Consider the following 17,236-nt stretch of genomic DNA (forward strand, 5'->3'; position numbering starts at 1 on the left):
TTCCCGAATGACATGCGCACCGAACAAAAATGGCGGTTTGCCGGGCTGACGCCTGCGCGTATAGCGTGCAGGGGATATGACCAGCGCGCAGCAATCGCATCCCGAAATACGCGAGTCCGTCCGGCGTTTGTGCGCGGATTTTCCGGGCTCGTACTGGCAAGCACTCGATCGTGAGCGTGCGTATCCGACAGCGTTCGTGCGCGCGCTGACGGAGGCGGGCTTTCTCTCCGTGTTGATCCCGGAAGAATATGGCGGCTCAGGTCTTGGTGTAGGCGCAGCCGCCGCGGTGCTGGAAGAAATTCATCGTTCCGGCTGCAATGGCGGCGCCTGCCATGCGCAGATGTACACGATGGGCACGATTCTGCGGCACGGCACCGAAGCGCAGAAGCAGAAATACCTGCCCGCAGTCGCTTCCGGTGACTTGCGGCTGCAAGCGTTCGCGGTGACCGAGCCGACGAGTGGCACGGACACGACACGTATCCGCACCTTCGCACGGCGCGATGGCGACAAGTATATCGTCACTGGGCAGAAAATCTGGATCAGCCGCGCGGAGCATTCGGACCTGATGGTGCTGCTCTGCCGCACAACCGCGCGTGAAGATGTGGCGAAGGCGAGCGACGGCATGAGCGTGCTGATCGTCGACATGCGCGAGGCGGTTGGAAAGGGGCTCACGATCCGCCCGATCCGCACCATGCTCAATCATGCAACCACGGAGTTATTCTTCGACAATCTCGAAGTGCCGGCGGAGAACCTGATCGGCAAGGAGAATAACGGCTTTAAATATGTGCTCGACGGCATGAATGCCGAGCGCATTCTGATCGCGTCGGAGTGTATCGGCGACGGGCGGTTTTTCATCGACCGCGCCAGCACGTACGCGAAAGACCGCGAAGTGTTCGGCCGCCCGATCGGCGCCAATCAGGGCATTCAGTTCCCTATCGCGCGGGCGCACGTGCAGGTGAGCGGCGCCGCGATGATGGTGGAGCGTGCGGCGGCTTTGTTTGATTCTGGCGCGCCGTGCGGGACCGAGGCCAACATGGCGAAGATGCTGGCGTCGGAGGCGTCCTGGTATGCCGCCGACATGTGCGTGCAGACGCATGGCGGCTTCGGTTTCGCTGAAGAGTACGATATCGAGCGCAAATTCCGTGAAACCAGGCTTTATCAAGTGGCGCCGATCTCCACCAACCTCATCCTGAGCCACGTCGCCACGCACGTGCTCGGGCTGCCGAAGTCGTTCTGATCATGGCGGACTTTCGCGACTGGATCGGGCGCAGCGAAACGGCGCGGGATGTCGTGACCGCTGCGCCCCTTACGGGTCTAGCGGCGCTTTTTGATCGCGAGCCGGGAATGCCGGAGCTGGCGACGCCGCTGGCGCACTGGCTCTATTTTTTTCCGGTCGCGAAGCAGAGCGAGATAGGAGCGGATGGGCACCCGAAGCGCGGCGGGTTCTTGCCGCCTGTCGAGCTCCCGCGCCGGATGTGGGCCGGTGGAAGGCTGACGTTTCATGCGCCTTTGCGCGTCGGCGCGGAGATCGAGCGCGTTTCGACGATCAAGGAAGTGAAGGCCAAAAGCGGTACGAGCGGCGAGATGGTGTTCGTCACTGTAGCGCACGAGATCAGTGCAGATGGCGCGGCGACGATCAGCGAAGAGCAGGACATCGTGTACCGTGCGGCGGGCGGAGCGGCGCCCGCGACCGAGCCGGATCAGCGTGTGGCAGCTTATGTCCGCTCGTTTGCGCCGGATGAAGTGGCGCTGTTTCGCTTCTCGGCGCTGACGTTCAACGGGCATCGCATTCACTACGACCGCCCGTACGCAGCCGGCGTGGAAGGATACCCGGGTTTGGTGGTGCAGGGCCCGTTCATCGCGATGGCGCTATTAAATCACTTTGTGGCTAGCGCGCCTAAGGCGCGCGTGCGCGCCTTTAGTTTTCGCGCGCAGCGGCCGTTGTTCGATGGCGTGACGGCCGAGCTGTGCGCGAATCCTGATGGCGAATTGTGGTGTCGCAGTGAAAGCGGCGTCGTGATGAGCGCGCGGGCGGAGGCGGCCTGATGCTTCGCTCGTTCCTGTTTGTACCGGCAATCGATGAGAAGCGTCTAGCGCGCGTGCACGAACGCGGCGCCGACGCAGTGATCCTGGATCTGGAAGACGCGGTGCCGCCGGAGGCGAAGGCGGCCGCGCGCGCTGGCCTGCGGGGCGTCGCGGAGGGTTTGGCGGCGAAAGGCGTGAAGGTCTTCGTCCGCGTAAACGCTGACACGCCGGCCGATATAGACGCGGCTGTGTGTGGCGCGGTGCAAGGAATCGTGGCGCCTAAGGTGCGAGGCGCGTCGCAAGCGGCGGATATTGTGGAGGCCATAGGAGCGCGCGCGAATGCGCGACCAGTAGATTTTATTGCGTTGATCGAAAGCGCGTCCGGGATTTTCAATGCCGCCCCGATCGCTGGCGTCAATGGCGTCAGCGGTCTGGCATTGGGTAGTGAGGATTTGACCGCCGAACTCGGCGTCGCGCCGACTGCGGATAGTCTCGATTTACCCTGCAAGATGATCGCGCTCGCGGCGGCGACACGCGGTTTGATGGCGTTGGGCGCGCCAGTGTCGATCGGCGAGTTTCGCGATCTCGACCTTTACCGCAACGCCATCGCCCTGGCGCGGCGGGTGGGCATGACGGGCACGTTCTGTATTCACCCGGCGCAGGTTGCTGTCGCCAACGATGGCTTTGCGCCTTCGCCAGCGGAATTGGACGAAGCGCGTGCGCTGCTTGCCGCATGGCGGGAAGCAGAGGCCACGGGCGTTGGCGTCATTGCGCACGGCGGCCGGATGATTGACGCGCCGGTGGTGGCGCGGGCGAAGCGATTGCTAGGGATCAGCACATGACACGACGCGCCGCGATCGTTGCACCGCTCCGTACACCGGTCGGCAAGTTCTTGGGCGCGCTGCGCGAGCTGCCAGCGGAGCGGCTGGCCCAGTTGGTGATCGAAGCTGTCGTGGCGCGCAGCGGCATTGATTCTGCGCGCATCGGCGACGTTGTGTTCGCGCAGAGCTACGCCAACAGCGAAGCGCCGTGCATTGGACGCTGGGCGGCGCTGGCGGCGGGTTTGCCAATCGAAGTTCCCGGTTTTCAGCTCGATCGGCGCTGCGGCGGCGGGCTGCAGGCGATCGTGACCGCGGCGATGATGGTGGAGACGGGCGTGGCCGACGTCGTTCTCGCCGGCGGCGTGGAGAGCATGAGCAATATCGAGTACTACACCACGGCCATGCGCGGGGGCACACGCGCGGGCAATGCGGTGATGTACGACCGTTTGGAGCGCGGACGCGAGCGCTCGCAGCCGGTGGAGCGGTTCGGCGTCATCTCCGGGATGATTGAGACGGCGGAGAACCTGGCGCGCGACTTCTCTATTTCGCGCGAGGCCGCCGACGCGTTCGCGGCGCAAAGCCATGCTCGGGCGGTCGCTGCTTGGAGGGATGGGTTGTTCGCCGACGAGGTAATCGCCGTCGATGTGCCAGCAAAGAAGGGCAGGTCGATCATGCTCGCGCAAGACGAGGGCATGCGGGCCGACACCACGGTGGAGAGTCTCGCGGCACTGCGGTCGATCATGAAGGACGGCGTCGTCACCGCCGGCAATTCGAGTCAGCAGAATGATGCGGCGGCCGCGTGTTTGATCGTAGCGGAACACAAACTCACCGAACTTAGGCTTGAGCCGATCGGCTACGTGACGGGTTGGGCGGCAGCGGGTTGTGATCCGGCCCGCATGGGGATTGGCCCCGTACCCGCGGTCGCGAAGCTATTTGCGCGCACAAAACTCGGCTGGGACGACATCGATCTCGTCGAACTGAACGAAGCGTTCGCCGTGCAGGTGCTCGCGGTGCTGAAGGGCTGGGGTTGGGAAGATCAGACCCGCCTCAACGTGAATGGCTCGGGCATCTCGCTTGGCCATCCGATCGGCGCGACGGGCGTGCGGATCGCGGCGACGCTTCTGCATGAAATGCAGCGGCGGAAGGCCCGCTACGGCCTCGAAACTATGTGCGTGGGCGGCGGTCAGGGCATCGCGGCGGTGTTCGAGCGCGCCTGACGCGTCACCCTGAAATAAGCTGCGGAAACAATGAGAAAAAGTCGTGCGGCGCGGCGCGGCTGGCGCCACCGCGCATCCTTGACACCCGTTTGCTGTTCCATATGATGGAATGTATTGCAAATAGCATTCCTCGAGGACGCCGCCTTGGACGACAACGTCATCGAATACGCCCACGACACCATCGAGCAGGCGCTGCACGCGCTGGCGTCGGGCGGCCTCGTTGTCGTCATGGACGATCGCAAGCGTGAGAACGAAGGCGACCTGATCATGGCGGCGGAGTTCGCGACGCCGGCGGCGCTCGCGTTCATCGTGCGGCACACCACGGGCATCGTTTGCGTCGCACTGGAGGGTGAGCGCGCTGACGCGCTTGATCTGGCGCCGATGGTTGCGGCGAATTCAGAGCGGCACCAAACGGCGTTCACAGTTTCGGTGGATGCAAAGGCGGGTACGACGACCGGCGTGTCCGCCGCCGATCGCGCACGCACGATTCTGGCGCTCGCCGACACGGCTTCACGTCCTGACGATTTCGCGCGGCCGGGACATCTCTTTCCCTTGCGCGCACGTGCGGGCGGCGTGCTTGAGCGGCCCGGCCATACCGAAGCCGCCGTGGATCTCGCGCGTCTGGCCGGCTGCACGCCGGTTGGCGTGTTGTGTGAGATTGTCAGCGAAGACGGCTCGATGGCGCGTTTGCCGGAGCTGATGCGCTTTGCGCGTCAGCACGCGCTGCCGATCATCACTATAGCCGATCTCATCCGTTACCGCGCTCAAGGCGGCGAAGGCTTAGAAGCCGCGCCGGTGCGCGAAGTTTCCGTCGCTTCGTGAGGACGACATGTTCGTAAAAGCACTTCCTGACCGTGTGACCGCAGGCGGCGTCGAATTCGAGATTATGACGAAGGGTGAGGGCAAGCCTGTGCTCTTCCTGCACGGCGTGCTCGGCGTTGATGCCGATGATCCGCTTGTTGCGCGGCTCGCCAAATCTCACAAGGTCATCGCCGCTTCTCACCCTGGCTTTGGCCTCTCCTCGCGCCCGGACCATGTCACCACGATCGACGATGTTGTTTACGCGTATCTCGATCTGGTCGAGGCGCTGGACTTGCGCGACGTCGCGCTCGTCGGCGCCTCTCTTGGTGGCTGGATCGCGGCCGAGCTTGCGGTGCGCGGATCAAACCGGTTTTCGAGCCTGGTGTTGATCGACGCTGTCGGCGCCAAGTTCGGCGACCGCGAGAAGCGTGAGATCTACGACATTTTCGGGCTTGCCAACGACGAGATGCCGGGGGTGCTGTTCAGCACACGTGAAGCGGGGCTCGACGCGATGCATGGGCTGCGCTTCCCGGAATTGCCGGAGGAGGCGTCGGTGCGCTACGCGCGCAACCGTGAGACAATCACGCTCTTCGGGTGGTCGCCAACATTGCACAACCCGAAACTCCGCCACCGCCTGGCGCGCGTGAAACTGCCGACGTTGGTGTTGTGGGGAGACCAGGATCACGTGGTGGGTGTCGACTACGGCCGCGCCTATGCCGGCGCCATCGCCGGCGCGAAGTTCGAAGTGGTCTCCGGCGTCGGTCATTGCGGCACGTTCGAGAATCCCGACGAGTTCGCCAAGCGCACCTTGGCTTTCCTGAGCGCGGGCCGCGCCCGCTGATGTTTGCATCTCCGCAGGGCTTCGCCCGCGCGAGGAGGTTGAGATGAGGTTCTGGCACTTCAACGAACAATCGCTGCACACCGCCTGGGCGGAGATCGATGGCCCGACGAAGGTGACGGTGCCGAACACGTACTGCGATCCCACGGTCGCGCACGAGTTTTACAATCGTTACCTCGACGAATGGATGATCGCTGACGATCTCGGTTTCGATATCATGGTCAACGAGCACCATGCGTCCGCGAACTGCATGTCGATATCATGCACCCTGACGCTCGCGATTCTAGCGCGGCAGACAAAGAAGGCGCGGCTATTGGCGCTCGGTATTCCGATCGCGAACCGGCCGGACCCGTATCGCGTCGCAGAAGAGATCGCGATGATCGACGTGATCTCGGGCGGACGCCTCGAAGTGGGCCTCGTGAAGGCTTCGCCTTTCGAGCTTGTGCTTTCGAACCAGAGCCCGGCGCGGCTGATGGATCGCTATTGGGAAGGTCATGACCTCATCGTAAAGGCGTTGACGCACGTCGGCGCGCCCTTTTCGTGGGAAGGCGAGTTCTTTCAGTATCGGAACGTGAACCTGTGGCCGCGTCCTCTGCAACAGCCTTTGCCGCCGATGTGGATGACATGCTCGTCGGAAAAGAATGCGCGCATCGCGGCGCGGCTCGGATATGTGTGCGCCACGTTCTTCAACGGGCCCAAGACCAAGGCGCTGTTCGACTCATACAAGGACGAATACCTGAAGACACACGGCAAGCCGGCGGCGGCGGATCGCCTCGGCTATCTCGCGCTCTCCGTGTGCGGCCACAACGAGGCGCAGGTGCAAGAACGCTACGCCAAGGTGAAGACATATCTCGACGCGCAGCCGCGCACGCCGAAGGGTTGGATCAATCCGCCTGGATACGAAAGTGTCGAACTCAACGCCGGCGCATTGAAGTCAGGCAAGAAAGGCCGCATCAATTTCGGCCTGCCTGAGAATCCGACAGTTCAAGAGATGGCTGAAGGCGGCATCTTCTTCGCCGGCACGCCGGACGAGATTTTCCATCAGTACAAAAATTTCTACGACAAGGTGGGCGGCTACGGCCAAGTGCTGATGCTGGGGCAAGCAGGCTATCTCACGCACGAGGAGACTGTCGACAGTATGACGTTGTTCGCCAAGGAGGTAGCACCTCGTCTGCGCGAAGCGACCGCGAAGGGCGCGCCTGCGACGGTCGCGGCCTGAGGCGGCGGTGGCCGCGGTCCACACGCGGCGCGAAGGGCCGGTGCTGATCGTCACGATCGATCGGCCCGAGGCGAAGAATGCGATCGACGCAGCGGGCGCTGCTCTCATCAACGCGGCCATGGATGAGCTCGACAACGACACGTCGTTGTTCTTGGGCGTGATCACCGGCGCGGGCGGCGCGTTTTCGGCTGGCGCGGATTTGAAGGCTGCATCGCGCGGCGGCCCGGCAGCGCGCGCTGACCGAGGGCCATTCGGTCTCTGCGAGACGCCGCCGGGAAAGCCGCTGATCGCGGCGGTCGAGGGCGTCGCGTTTGGCGGTGGATTTGAGATCTGCCTGGCGTGCGACTTGGTCGTGGCTGTCGAGGACGCGCAGTTTGCCTTGCCGGAAGTAAAGCACAATCTCGTGGCGCTCGGGGGCGGCGCGATCCGCTTGCCGCGGCGCCTGCCGTATCACGTCGCAATGGAGATGGCGCTGACGGGCGCTGCGATCTCGGCGCGTGAGCTACAGGCGTATGGCTTGGTGAACCGGTTGGCCGCGCCAGGTTCGGCGCTAGCAGAGGCGCTGTCGCTCGCGCGAGAGCTATTGCGCAACGGCCCCACAGCGCTTGCTGCGACGGCGCGGATCATGCGCGCCTCCGCCGCCGCCCAAGAAGAGAGTTTGTGGCGCACGCAGCGTGAACTCGCGGCGCTCGCGCTGACCGCAACGGATCGCGCCGAAGCCCTGCAAGCGTTCGCGGAGCGGCGGCCGCCGCGTTGGACGGGACACTAAGCCATGGATAATCTTCGCCTCGCCGGCAAACGTGTGATCGTTACCGGCGCCAGTCGCAGCATCGGCCGCGCCATCGCCGTTGGCTTCGCCCGCAACGGCGCGCACGTCTCCATCTGCGGGCGTGACGAGAAAGCGTTGGAGACGACGCGTGCGGCGTGCGCGGAGCTGGGCGTGCGCGTCCATAGCGAGATTTGCGATGTCTCCGATGGCGCAGCGTTCGAGCGTTACATCGGATCGGCAGCCGAGGCGCTCGGCGGATTGAATGTGCTCGTCAGCAATGCATCGGCATTCGCGCGCGGTGAGGACGACCCGGCCTGGGCAACGGCGTTTGAAACCGATCTGATGTCGGTCGTGCGCGGCACGCGCGCTGCGTTGCCATGGCTGAAGCAAGCGCAGGAGGCGGCGGTCGTGCACATCTCGTCGATCTCCGCACTGAAGCCGACGCCGCGCGCGATTGCGTACGGTTCGTTGAAAGCGGCGATCAACCAGCTCACCAAGAGCCAAGCCTGGGTGCTGGCGAAGGACCGCATTCGAGTCAACGCGGTGGCGCCGGGTTCGATCACCGGGCCGGGCCACATGTGGGAGAAGCGTCGCGAAAGCGGCGATCCGGCGTATGCGGAAGCGGTGGCGAAAATTCCATTCGGGCGCTTGGGCGATGTGGACGAGATCGCGGACGTGACGTTGTTCTTGGCGTCGCCGATGTCGCGGTGGGTGACGGGGCAGATCGTCGTCGTCGATGGGGGACAGATGCTGAAGCCCTAGCGCGTTTGCTCGGTTGCGACCGCGTCGACTAAGTTTTGAATTCCCTTGAACACACGCGCGCCGGCGCTGGTCAGCGCCGCGGTCTTGGAGTCGACCGAGCCCACATTGCCGTGCACGAGGGCGCCCGCGTGGCCCATGGTGACGCCTTCGCGGGCGCTGGCGCCGGCGATCAGCGCGTAAACGGGCTTGCATTTGGGCGTAGCTTTCATCGCCTCCGCGAGTTGCTCCTCTTCGTTCCCGCCGATCTCGCCAATGACAATGATTGCATCGGTGTCCGGGTCGGCGTTGAAGTGCGGGAGCAAATCGGCGAAGCGCAGGCCCTTCACGCTGTCGCCGCCAACGCCAACCCAAAGGCTCTGTCCGTAACCGCGCTGCACGAGCCGATGGCAGACTTCGTAGGAAAGCGTGCCGCTCTTGGCCATGACGCCGAGTTTGCCGGGAGCAAGCGAGACGCTTGGCAGGAAGCCGAGCTTCAACTTGTCCGGGATAGCGAGGCCTGGCGTCGAACCGCCGACCCACGTGGCGTTTGCTTCATGCACGAGCGCGCGCGCTTTGAGTGCATCGTGAACTGGAATGCCCTCGGCGAGCGTGACCAGTGTACGGATGCCGGCGTCGAGCGCTTCGCGCATGGCGGCGAGCGTGCCCAGTGGCGGCACGAAGAGTACGCTCGTGGTGGCGCCTGTCGCGTTCACAGCGTTGGCGCAAGAGCGGAAGAGCGGAATGCCGTCGAGGTCGGCATCTTCGCGCGGAGAAACACCGCCAACGACACGCGTGCCGTACGCGCGCATGGCGAGGGTGTGGCGCTTGCCGACGCGGCCAGTGGCGCCTTGCACGATCACTGGTGCGGTTGGATCGATAAAGCTCATGCCGCGCCCCGCACGTTGGCGACGGTCAGATCGATCGCGCGCTCAAGGTCTGGCTCGACGTCGATCGGATCGCCAGCGGCTTTGATGATGGCGCGAGCCTGGTCGTAATTATTGCCGATCATGCGCGCGGTGATGGGCGCAGTGAGCTGCGGCACGCGATCGAGCGAGACGAGCAGGAGGCGGGCGATCTCCGCGAGATCGGTGCTTCCGGCGAAGAAGTTGATCAGCACCGCGCGAATACTCGGGGCGGCGGCGATGCGCTGGAGGACGTCGATCAGGCGATCGGGCTCGCCGCGAAAACCACCGGTACGGATGTCACAGAAGTTGAACGGGTTGAGCCCGCGCGCCGTAAGCTCGTCGATCAGCTGCATGCTGAGACCTGCGCCGGTGGTGACGAGCCCGATGTCGCCGTTCGGATCAAGTTCGACATAGTCGAAACCTTGTTCGATCTTGAGCACCATTTCGGGGTAGAGATCGCCATGGCGCGTGAGCAGTTCGGAGAGGGCGGCGTTCCGCTCAAGCGAGTTGTCGTCAATAACGAGTTTGCAGTCGCCGATGGTCCAGGTTCCGTCTGCGGCGATGAACAATGGGTTGATCTCGAGCAACGTGCCTTCGAGTGCGATGAAGGCGTCGGCCAGCTGCGGCGCCGCGTCGATGACTGCGACGCGGATCGTGTCTGGGAGTCTGGCGGCGAGAGAGATCGCCGCTTTCGTCATGGCGCGCGCGTCGACAGCGCTTTCGGCGCTCAGTAGGTTTGCGCGCGCGCTTTCATCCTCGACGTGGACACCGCCACTCGCGGACATGAGGATGCGCACACCGCCTGCGACTGGGTCAATGATGAAGCTGAGATAGGCCTCGTGCGCGAAAACTACCGGCGCTTCGAGGCCGCAAGACCGTACGGGATGACCCTTGATGGTCATGGCGAGGATACGCGCCAGCGCGGCGCGCGCTTCTTCCTCGGTGCGGCACAACGCGATGCCGCCTGCCTTGCCCCGTCCGCCGACGGGGACTTGCGCTTTCACGACGACGGGGGCCGTGATGTCGGCAGAGTTGTCGCCGCGGCGCACGAGCATTGCGGACGGGACCGGCACGCCGCGCGCCCTCAACAGTTCTTTCGCATCGTGTTCGAGCAACATCATCTAAGCGGATTTCAGCGTGTTTCGGCCGGGTCGGGCAACTCAATTCTGCTCCGCTGCCGATGACGCCCACTCATCGCCTCCCTGCCGCCTCGCGCGCCTTCACGGCCGGGACAACCCAGAACGAGAGCAAAAGTCCCGCGACTAAGCTGCTGACCGCGACTAGCATCAACGCATAGCGGAGGCTTTCGTCGCCATACTGGACGGTGAGTTGGTCGCTGATAAAGCCGACAAGCGGGGGACCGAGTCCGAGACCCACGAGGTTGAACACCAGCGCCATCGACGCTGCGGCAGAGGCGCGCATTTCCGGCGGTGTTGCGTTTTGGGTGACGAGCCACGCCACAGACGAGTTCGAGACAATGGCGGCATAGGCGAAGGCGATGGCGACCATGTAGAGCAGGAAGGTCGGCGCAAACAGCGTGGCGATCATGAGCGGCACAACGAGGTACTGAAACAGAGCGATCAGGCGCACCGGCTGCACGCGGCTTACCTTGTTGATCGCGTCAGCCATGAGACCGGTGCCGGCGAGGGAGGCCGCGCCGAGGAGCGCAATGCCGAGGCCCATGAAGATACCGACCTGGCCGCTCGTCACGTCGAATGAGCGCAACGCGACCGAAGGCGCCCATGCGAGCAGAACGTAGACGCTCATATTGGCGCCTGAACAGGCAATGACGATGCGGCGATACTCAGGGATGCTCCAGATACGCTTGAGCGTATCCCACATCGAACCTGTCGCGGGCTTTGCGGCTTTGACGCCGCCGGGATCGGCGGCGCCGCGCTTTGGTTCGCGCAGTGTGAGCAGCATGAGTACCGCGAGGATGACGCCCGGCGTACCGGCGGCAACCATGGCCCAGCGCCAGCCGACCAAATCGTTGACGATGCCGCCGAGTGCGAAGCCGAAGAGAACGCCGACGGCGGACGCAGCGGAATAGAAGCCGAGTGCGGTGGCGCGACGCTCCGGCGGGAAATAGTCCGCGAGAAGCGATGCGCTGATTGGCGTGCCGCCGGCTTCGGCGATGGAGACACCAACGCGCGTCAGTGCGAGTTGCACGAGGTTGCGCGCGACGCCGCCGAGCGCGGTGAGGCCGCTCCACAAGACGAGGCAAATCGCGAGCAGGCGCACACGGTGAACGCGGTCGGCGACGTAAGCCATCGGCACACCGAGCACAGCGTAGAAGAGTGCGATCGCGGGCCCGGTAAGGAGCCCCATCTCAGTGTCGCTGAGGCCGAGGTCCGTCTTGATGTCTTGCGCGAGAATGGCGACGACCTGCCGATCCGCAAAGTTCATCACGTAGCCAAGGAAGAGCAGGAACAGCACGTAGTAGGAGTAGGTGCCGGCCTTGAACGGTGTGGCCGGCGCGTCGTCCGCGGTGGCGTCGGTCATCTAGTCTCTTCCTCTCCTGCGGGCGCGACTCACGCGTGCCTCGCCTTCAATTCAAAGCCACCACCGTCCGCCATTGATGAGGATGGATTGGCCAGTGATGTAACGGCCTTCATCGCTGGCCAGCAGCGCCGCCATTGCGGCGATATCTTCCGGTTCGCCGAGTGCGCCGGTTGGAATGGACGCTACAGCCTTCTTCGCCTCATCGCCGGCGCTACGTTCCAGAGCGCGCGTGCGCACGGGGCCGGGGCAGAGCGCGTTGACGGTGACGCCATGCGGCGCAAGTTCGCGCGCGACAGCGCGGGTGAAACCGATAACGCCCATCTTGGCCGCGCCGTAGTCGTGGCTCCCGACCGGTCCGATGACGGCGGACTCGGAGGCCACGTTGATGATGCGTCCCCACCCCCGCTCGACCATGCCGGGCGCGACCAGACGCGAGAAGCGCATGGTGGTGAAGAGGTTGATCTCGACGACGAAGCGCCAGACCTCCTCCGTGCTCTCCAGGAATGTCGCCTTTCGCTCGCGTGCGCCCTGGCCAACATTGTTGACAAGGATATCGACGGGACCGAGGTCGCCGCTCACGCGTTCGATGAAAGTTTCTACCTCGTCGTGCTTGGTGCAATCGCCCGCCACGAGCAGTGGCTTGTGTGGGAAACCTTCGAACGACGCGCGTGCATCATTCAGTGCATCTTGCTCAAGATCGATGATCGCGACGCGCGCGCCTTCCTCAGCGAAGCGCAGCGCGCAGCCGAGGCCGATGCCGTTGGCGCCGCCGGTGATCACCGCGACCCGATCGCGCAACCGCGCACCAACAGAAAAAGCGTTTGCCATGGTCCGTTCCGATCATAGGAAGAGGGCGCGCACACGCGGCAAATGAGTTTTGGAAGGGCACGCATGAGCGAAGATCATAGCACATTTCGCACCGCGCGCGAACGTTGTCATAGGCGCACACGCACCATAGAGTGGCGTCAACAACAGGAGGAAACGCGCCGTGTTGGCATTGAGAAAAGTGGCGCCTCGGCCTGGGGTTGCGATCGAGAATGTCGACGCGCCTGAAATGCCGTCGCGAGGCGAGGTGCTGGTGCAGGTCGCCGCCGTGGGCATATGTGGCACCGATTTGCATATCGATGACTGGGCCGACGGCTTTCATGCGATGGCGAGTGCGTTGCCGGTGACGCTGGGCCACGAGTTTTGCGGCCGCGTGCATGCAGTCGGCGAGGGCGTCACGGCATTCAAGGCGGGCGATCGCGTGGTGGTTCAACCGGCAATCGGGTGCGGCAAGTGTGCGCCGTGCCAAGCAGGTGCACGACACGACTGCCTAAACCGCAGCGCGATCGGCATGCATCGCGCCGGCGGCTTCGCGAAGTATGTGAGCGCGCCGGCGGATTATTGCATCGCGATGCCGCCCGGGATGAGCGATCTGCACGGCGCCTTGGTCGAACCTCTGACTACTGGCGCGCAAGCGGTGAAGATCGGCGAGGTGAAGGAGGGTGATCGTGTCACCGTGTTCGGCCCGGGCCCGATTGGCCAAGGCGCCGCCGCGATGGCGCGGCTGGCGGGCGCGGCGGAGGTTCATGTCGTCGGCTATCGCGATGGACCGCGGTTCGCCACGCTTAGGAAGATGGGTTTCGACTCATTCACCGATCTTGCCGACGACGACGGCGAGGCAACGCTGAGGAAGGTCGCAAGAGGCGGCTTTGATGTAGCGATCGATGCCTCCGGCGCACCGTCGGTGATCAACACGGGACTCTCAGTGCTGAAGCCCTACGGCGTGTTCGTGATCGCCTCCATGCCGGATCATGAGGCGCCGCTTGACGTCATGTTGCTGGTGCGCGGGCGCACCCAGCTGCGCGGCTGCTCGCGCGCGCCTGACTGGGCATGGGCAGACGCCATCGAAGCGCTCTCGAAGAATCCCGCTCTTTTCGCGCCGATGGTGACGCATGAGTTGGCGTTGGAGGAAGGCCTGGAGGGTTTTCGCCTGATGCGCTCGCGCGAGGCCTCGAAAGTCATCCTGCGGCCCAACGCATCTTAGCGGAGATCCAGGCGAAGCTGCTCAATTCGTTCCCGTTTCGGCAGGTGACAGATGGTGCTTAAAGACCTAGCGGGTTATGTTCCGGCCATGACGAAGCCGATCCGCCCCACGCGCGGGTTGCCGCCCTTGAACCCGCTGCGCGCGTTCGAGGCCGCCGCGCGCCACCGGAGCTTTACGCACGCCGCCGACGAACTCTGCGTGACGCAGGGCGCGATCAGCCGATCGGTGCGAACGCTTGAGGACTTTTTCGGCGTGCCGCTGTTTGAGCGCACCGGCAACGGCCTCGCTCTGAACGACAAGAGCGAGAAGCTCGCCGCCAGCCTGACCGAAGTGTTCGGTATGCTGAACGATGCGACGAGCGAATTCCTCGGCAACAAATCGTCACCGATCCTGACGGTGTGGTGCTACACGAGCTTCGCCATCGGTTACCTCATTCCGCACCTGCCGGAATTCAAACTGCATCACCCGCAGATCAAGGTCCGTCTCGCCTCCGGCACCGACAGCATGGAATTTAGCGAGGATCAAATCGACGTTCGCATCCGCTACGGGCGCGGGCATTGGAAGGGCTATGAAAGCACGCTACTGTTCAAGGAAGAGCTGCGGCCAGTGTGCAGCCCGAAGCTGCTCGATCCGAAGAAGCGGCCTTATAATGTTGATATCTTGCGCGCGCTGACGTTGCTGCACCAGGATCTCCGCCGCAACGATTGGCCGGAATGGCTTGAACTTGCGGGGGCCGTCAATCTGCGGCCGCACGATAACCTAATGTTCGATGAGCTGAGTGTTGCGTACCAAGGCGCTATCGCGGGACTCGGCGTGGTGATCGCCCAGCGCGCATATTTCCGGCGCGAGCTGGAGACGGGGCAGCTATTCGAGCCGTTTGACCATGTGCTGCATCGCGACCTCGGCTATTACGTCACCATTCCCAGCGAACGGCGCGTGAATCCGCAGGCGATCGCGTTCCGTGATTGGCTGGTGAACACATTGCAGGAATCGCTTTCGGCGGCCTGATTAATCGCGCATGCCGCTGATGGCGGCAGCGCCAAGCGCCGCAATCGCTGCCACGCTCAAAGCGGCGGCAATGCCGTCATGCGCGTTCCAGCGGAAAAGAAATGCAGCGATCGCCGCGCCGCAGGCTTGGCCAACTACGCGGCCGCACGCGGCGAGGCTGCCCGCACTTCCGGCGCGGGCGATCGGCACTGAGCTCGCGAGCGCGGCTGAGTTGGCGGGCTGGAAGAAGCCGTAGCCCGCACCACAAAGCGCCATACGCCAACAAAGATCGAAGGTGCTGGCTTGTGCCGGCGAAAGCGCGAGCGCCGCCAGACCGCAGGCAAAGATGACGAGACCTAGGCCGCACGCCACGCGTGGCGGCACGCCTGGAACGCGGCTGGCGAAGGGGGAGGCCGCCGCGACCGCGATCGGCCAACATGTGAAGATAAACCCAACTTCAAGGAGATCGCGCGGCGCGTCGCGCTGGAGAAGGAAGGGCGTCGCCAAGTAACCGATCAACTGCGCGATGGAGGCAGCGAACATCGTGGCCACTGCCGTGGCATAGGCGCGAATGCGCAGCAGGTCGGTTGGTAGAAGCGGCGCAATCGCCTTGCGCTGTCGAACGAGCAGCGCCGCGAAGGCGGCAAAGCTTGCTAGCCCGCCAGCGATGCACCAAAGAACCGCGCCGCCGTGTGCGAGGTTGTTGATGGTGGTGAGCGCCGTGCCAAAGGCCGCGGCGCTCAGAGGGAAGCTCCAGAAGTCTATACGCTCCGTGGTGCGATTGGCGGGCGGGAGTGCTAGCGCGCCGATCACGAGCAAAAGTGCGCCCACCGGCACTGCAACGAGGAACAGCATTCGCCACGAGCCCGCCGCCATGAGCAGCGAAGCGATCATCGGTCCACTGGCGATGGCGATGGCGACCACGAAGCTGTTGAGGCCGATGCCGCGCGCGAGACGGTCGCGTGGGTAGATGTCGCGTAGAATGGCGTTGGTAACGCCCAGGATGCCGGCGCCGCCGAGGCCTTGCGCGAAGCGCGCGGCGGCGAGCGTATCGAGTGTCGGCGCGATGGCGCTGATGCAAGCGCCCGCAACGAAAAGCGCCAGGCAAGTGAGATAAACGCGCCTGCGGCCCAGCACGTCCGCCAGTTTGCCGATCGGCAAAAGCGCGATGGCTGCAGCGAGTTGGTAGGAGCTGACAATCCAAATGGCCGTGCCGGGATTGACGCCGAGATCGCGCGCAATCACAGGCGCCGCGATATGGATCATTGCGCCATCGAGCACCGATACGGTGACCGCTAGTCCAACGGCCAGAGCGGCCCAGTGACGGCGCGGTGCGGCAAGGCCGTTCGGCGTGCCTACCGCCAATGCGGTCACGCGAAAGCGCGCGCTTCCGCCGGAGCCTTGGCGGCGAAACTGACGACTTGTTCGGCGAGGATGCGCAATTGCGGCGCAAGCACTTTGTCGGTGCAGGCGCCCTGCTCGTCGAATAGCTCATCGAGAGAATTGGCGGCGATGCCGAGGGGCGTCGGCCAGCCGCGTAACGCATGCACGATCGACCGCAGCGCGGCGAGCACCGAACCCGTCGCTTGCCATCCGTACGCGCAGGCGATGCAGCCAACGGCGCGGCCGTCGAGATAGGGACGTTCGTCCTTGCGGAGGTCTTCGACGTAGTCGAGTGCGTTCTTCACCATGCCGGAGATTGAGCCGTGATAGCCGGGCGAGGCGATGATCACGCCGTCGCATTCGCGGATCGCTGTGATGAGGCGCTGCGCCTTGAGGTCGCGCGTGGGCTCCTCCGGTGCATAGAGCGGCAGCACGAGGTCGGGGCCGGCCAGGAGCAGCGTGCGCGCGCCGAGCTTTTCGGCTTCAGCCAGTGCGGCGCGTAGAACCTTTTCCGAAGACGAGCCGATGCGGGTAGTGCCGCCGATGCCGATGATCAGAGGTGCGTGCGCCTTAAACCTAGCCATAATCGCCTCGGACTGGAATATGGGATATATTCAGTAATACAGAACAGCGGGCGTCGCAAGCGAAAAAGGTTCAGTCCTGCCATACCATGTGGGCGCGGACGGCCTTGGCCGCCTCGTCGCGCCAACCCTTAGCCTCTGCAAATGCGAGCATTTTTTCGAAATCAACGGTCCAGGCCGTAGGCTGTTCGCCGGCTTGATCGCGCAGCCATTGTTCGCTCACCCAGACGGCCTCGCCATCCGGGCGACCGGCGGCGGCGATGGCGAGCGCGAAGGCGGGTGCGCCGCGAAGGGTGACGGGCGCGACGACCTTAAGGGCGCGCAGGTTGTCGATTTCTTCCAGTACGGCGGCATCGCCGCGAACGCGAATGATCATGTCGCTCAACTCCGGTGTTGAGCAATTTGGTATGCGTGCTGA

General features: G+C 64.1%; 18 protein-coding genes. 11 read left to right on the forward strand and 7 right to left on the reverse strand.

Translation table 11 applies throughout. The features are described from left to right. Positions 1 to 76 precede the first annotated feature (76 nt). The 9 genes from DSM104635_RS02370 (at position 77) to DSM104635_RS02410 (ending at position 8,452) form a co-directional block, all read left to right on the forward strand. On the forward strand, positions 77 to 1,237 hold the full coding sequence (locus DSM104635_RS02370) for an acyl-CoA dehydrogenase family protein (RefSeq protein ID WP_158764662.1): 1,161 nt from the start codon (positions 77 to 79) through the stop codon (positions 1,235 to 1,237). A 2-nt stretch (positions 1,238 to 1,239) separates the two neighbouring features. Next, positions 1,240 to 2,046, forward strand: coding sequence for an HTD2 family dehydratase (locus DSM104635_RS02375; protein ID WP_158764663.1), 807 nt, complete (start codon positions 1,240 to 1,242; stop codon positions 2,044 to 2,046). Further along, complete coding sequence (locus DSM104635_RS02380; RefSeq protein WP_158764664.1) at positions 2,046 to 2,867, forward strand: HpcH/HpaI aldolase/citrate lyase family protein; 822 nt, start codon at positions 2,046 to 2,048, stop codon at positions 2,865 to 2,867. Before DSM104635_RS02375 ends, DSM104635_RS02380 begins: the two co-directional genes overlap by 1 nt. Then, positions 2,864 to 4,063, forward strand: coding sequence for an acetyl-CoA C-acetyltransferase (locus tag DSM104635_RS02385; RefSeq protein WP_158764665.1), 1,200 nt, complete (start codon positions 2,864 to 2,866; stop codon positions 4,061 to 4,063). Before DSM104635_RS02380 ends, DSM104635_RS02385 begins: the two co-directional genes overlap by 4 nt. 144 nt (positions 4,064 to 4,207) lie before the next feature. After that, positions 4,208 to 4,885 (forward strand): 3,4-dihydroxy-2-butanone-4-phosphate synthase, encoded by a 678-nt coding sequence (gene ribB, locus DSM104635_RS02390; RefSeq protein ID WP_158764666.1) that lies wholly within the window; start codon positions 4,208 to 4,210, stop codon positions 4,883 to 4,885. 7 nt (positions 4,886 to 4,892) lie between these two features. After that, positions 4,893 to 5,705: an alpha/beta fold hydrolase gene (locus DSM104635_RS02395; protein WP_158764667.1), complete on the forward strand. Its 813-nt coding sequence runs from the start codon at positions 4,893 to 4,895 to the stop codon at positions 5,703 to 5,705. A 43-nt stretch (positions 5,706 to 5,748) separates the two neighbouring features. Then, positions 5,749 to 6,921 (forward strand): LLM class flavin-dependent oxidoreductase, encoded by a 1,173-nt coding sequence (locus DSM104635_RS02400; RefSeq protein ID WP_158764668.1) that lies wholly within the window; start codon positions 5,749 to 5,751, stop codon positions 6,919 to 6,921. Positions 6,922 to 6,928: 7 nt separating this feature from the next. Then, the gene (locus DSM104635_RS02405) at positions 6,929 to 7,690 is read left to right on the forward strand and encodes a crotonase/enoyl-CoA hydratase family protein (RefSeq protein WP_158764669.1); all 762 of its coding nucleotides are present in this window, start codon (positions 6,929 to 6,931) and stop codon (positions 7,688 to 7,690) included. A gap of 3 nt (positions 7,691 to 7,693) precedes the next feature. Beyond that, positions 7,694 to 8,452 carry an SDR family NAD(P)-dependent oxidoreductase gene (locus DSM104635_RS02410; RefSeq protein ID WP_158764670.1) on the forward strand — a complete coding sequence of 253 codons (759 nt, stop codon included), beginning with the start codon at positions 7,694 to 7,696 and terminating at the stop codon, positions 8,450 to 8,452. Here DSM104635_RS02410 and DSM104635_RS02415 read toward each other — a convergent pair. The 4 genes from DSM104635_RS02415 to DSM104635_RS02430 all read right to left on the reverse strand — a co-directional run bounded on the left by DSM104635_RS02415 (position 8,449) and on the right by DSM104635_RS02430 (position 12,666). Then, on the reverse strand, positions 8,449 to 9,318 hold the full coding sequence (locus DSM104635_RS02415) for a succinate--CoA ligase subunit alpha (RefSeq protein ID WP_158764671.1): 870 nt from the start codon (positions 9,316 to 9,318) through the stop codon (positions 8,449 to 8,451). The two genes, DSM104635_RS02410 and DSM104635_RS02415, sit on opposite strands and share 4 nt — an antisense overlap. After that, complete coding sequence (locus tag DSM104635_RS02420) at positions 9,315 to 10,457, reverse strand: ATP-grasp domain-containing protein (protein ID WP_158764672.1); 1,143 nt, start codon at positions 10,455 to 10,457, stop codon at positions 9,315 to 9,317. Before DSM104635_RS02420 ends, DSM104635_RS02415 begins: the two co-directional genes overlap by 4 nt. A gap of 70 nt (positions 10,458 to 10,527) precedes the next feature. Next, positions 10,528 to 11,838, reverse strand: coding sequence for a spinster family MFS transporter (locus DSM104635_RS02425; protein ID WP_158764673.1), 1,311 nt, complete (start codon positions 11,836 to 11,838; stop codon positions 10,528 to 10,530). 51 nt (positions 11,839 to 11,889) lie between these two features. After that, on the reverse strand, positions 11,890 to 12,666 hold the full coding sequence (locus tag DSM104635_RS02430) for an SDR family NAD(P)-dependent oxidoreductase (RefSeq protein WP_158764674.1): 777 nt from the start codon (positions 12,664 to 12,666) through the stop codon (positions 11,890 to 11,892). Between the two features lie 160 nt (positions 12,667 to 12,826). Here DSM104635_RS02430 and DSM104635_RS02435 point away from each other — a divergent pair, with 160 nt between their 5' ends. Beyond that, the gene (locus DSM104635_RS02435; RefSeq protein WP_158764675.1) at positions 12,827 to 13,867 is read left to right on the forward strand and encodes a zinc-dependent alcohol dehydrogenase; all 1,041 of its coding nucleotides are present in this window, start codon (positions 12,827 to 12,829) and stop codon (positions 13,865 to 13,867) included. An 87-nt stretch (positions 13,868 to 13,954) separates the two neighbouring features. Further along, positions 13,955 to 14,875: a transcriptional regulator GcvA gene (gene gcvA, locus DSM104635_RS02440; RefSeq protein ID WP_158764676.1), complete on the forward strand. Its 921-nt coding sequence runs from the start codon at positions 13,955 to 13,957 to the stop codon at positions 14,873 to 14,875. Here the strand turns inward: gcvA and DSM104635_RS02445 are convergent, their stop codons facing one another. The 3 genes from DSM104635_RS02445 to DSM104635_RS02455 form a co-directional block, all read right to left on the reverse strand. Continuing rightward, positions 14,876 to 16,228, reverse strand: a complete 1,353-nt coding sequence (locus tag DSM104635_RS02445; protein WP_158764677.1) for an MFS transporter — start codon at positions 16,226 to 16,228, stop codon at positions 14,876 to 14,878. Next, entirely contained in the window at positions 16,225 to 16,821 is a 597-nt protein-coding gene (locus DSM104635_RS02450) for an NADPH-dependent FMN reductase (protein WP_158764678.1), read from the reverse strand. Before DSM104635_RS02450 ends, DSM104635_RS02445 begins: the two co-directional genes overlap by 4 nt. A gap of 70 nt (positions 16,822 to 16,891) precedes the next feature. Beyond that, positions 16,892 to 17,194 carry a hypothetical protein gene (locus DSM104635_RS02455; RefSeq protein ID WP_158764679.1) on the reverse strand — a complete coding sequence of 101 codons (303 nt, stop codon included), beginning with the start codon at positions 17,192 to 17,194 and terminating at the stop codon, positions 16,892 to 16,894. Positions 17,195 to 17,236: the final 42 nt, after the last annotated feature.

The organism is Terricaulis silvestris, from assembly GCF_009792355.1.
GTDB classification, from domain to species: domain Bacteria; phylum Pseudomonadota; class Alphaproteobacteria; order Caulobacterales; family Aquidulcibacteraceae; genus Vitreimonas; species Vitreimonas silvestris.

Coding starts and splice junctions, on each gene's coding strand:
- DSM104635_RS02370 (WP_158764662.1), top strand. CDS start 77: ATGACCAGCGCGCAGCAATCGCATCCCGAAATACGCGAGTCCGTCCGG.
- DSM104635_RS02375 (WP_158764663.1), top strand. CDS start 1,240: ATGGCGGACTTTCGCGACTGGATCGGGCGCAGCGAAACGGCGCGGGAT.
- DSM104635_RS02380 (WP_158764664.1), top strand. CDS start 2,046: ATGCTTCGCTCGTTCCTGTTTGTACCGGCAATCGATGAGAAGCGTCTA.
- DSM104635_RS02385 (WP_158764665.1), top strand. CDS start 2,864: ATGACACGACGCGCCGCGATCGTTGCACCGCTCCGTACACCGGTCGGC.
- DSM104635_RS02395 (WP_158764667.1), top strand. CDS start 4,893: ATGTTCGTAAAAGCACTTCCTGACCGTGTGACCGCAGGCGGCGTCGAA.
- DSM104635_RS02400 (WP_158764668.1), top strand. CDS start 5,749: ATGAGGTTCTGGCACTTCAACGAACAATCGCTGCACACCGCCTGGGCG.
- DSM104635_RS02410 (WP_158764670.1), top strand. CDS start 7,694: ATGGATAATCTTCGCCTCGCCGGCAAACGTGTGATCGTTACCGGCGCC.
- DSM104635_RS02415 (WP_158764671.1), bottom strand. CDS start 9,318: ATGAGCTTTATCGATCCAACCGCACCAGTGATCGTGCAAGGCGCCACT.
- DSM104635_RS02420 (WP_158764672.1), bottom strand. CDS start 10,457: ATGATGTTGCTCGAACACGATGCGAAAGAACTGTTGAGGGCGCGCGGC.
- DSM104635_RS02425 (WP_158764673.1), bottom strand. CDS start 11,838: ATGACCGACGCCACCGCGGACGACGCGCCGGCCACACCGTTCAAGGCC.
- DSM104635_RS02430 (WP_158764674.1), bottom strand. CDS start 12,666: ATGGCAAACGCTTTTTCTGTTGGTGCGCGGTTGCGCGATCGGGTCGCG.
- gcvA (WP_158764676.1), top strand. CDS start 13,955: ATGACGAAGCCGATCCGCCCCACGCGCGGGTTGCCGCCCTTGAACCCG.
- DSM104635_RS02450 (WP_158764678.1), bottom strand. CDS start 16,821: ATGGCTAGGTTTAAGGCGCACGCACCTCTGATCATCGGCATCGGCGGC.
- DSM104635_RS02455 (WP_158764679.1), bottom strand. CDS start 17,194: ATGATCATTCGCGTTCGCGGCGATGCCGCCGTACTGGAAGAAATCGAC.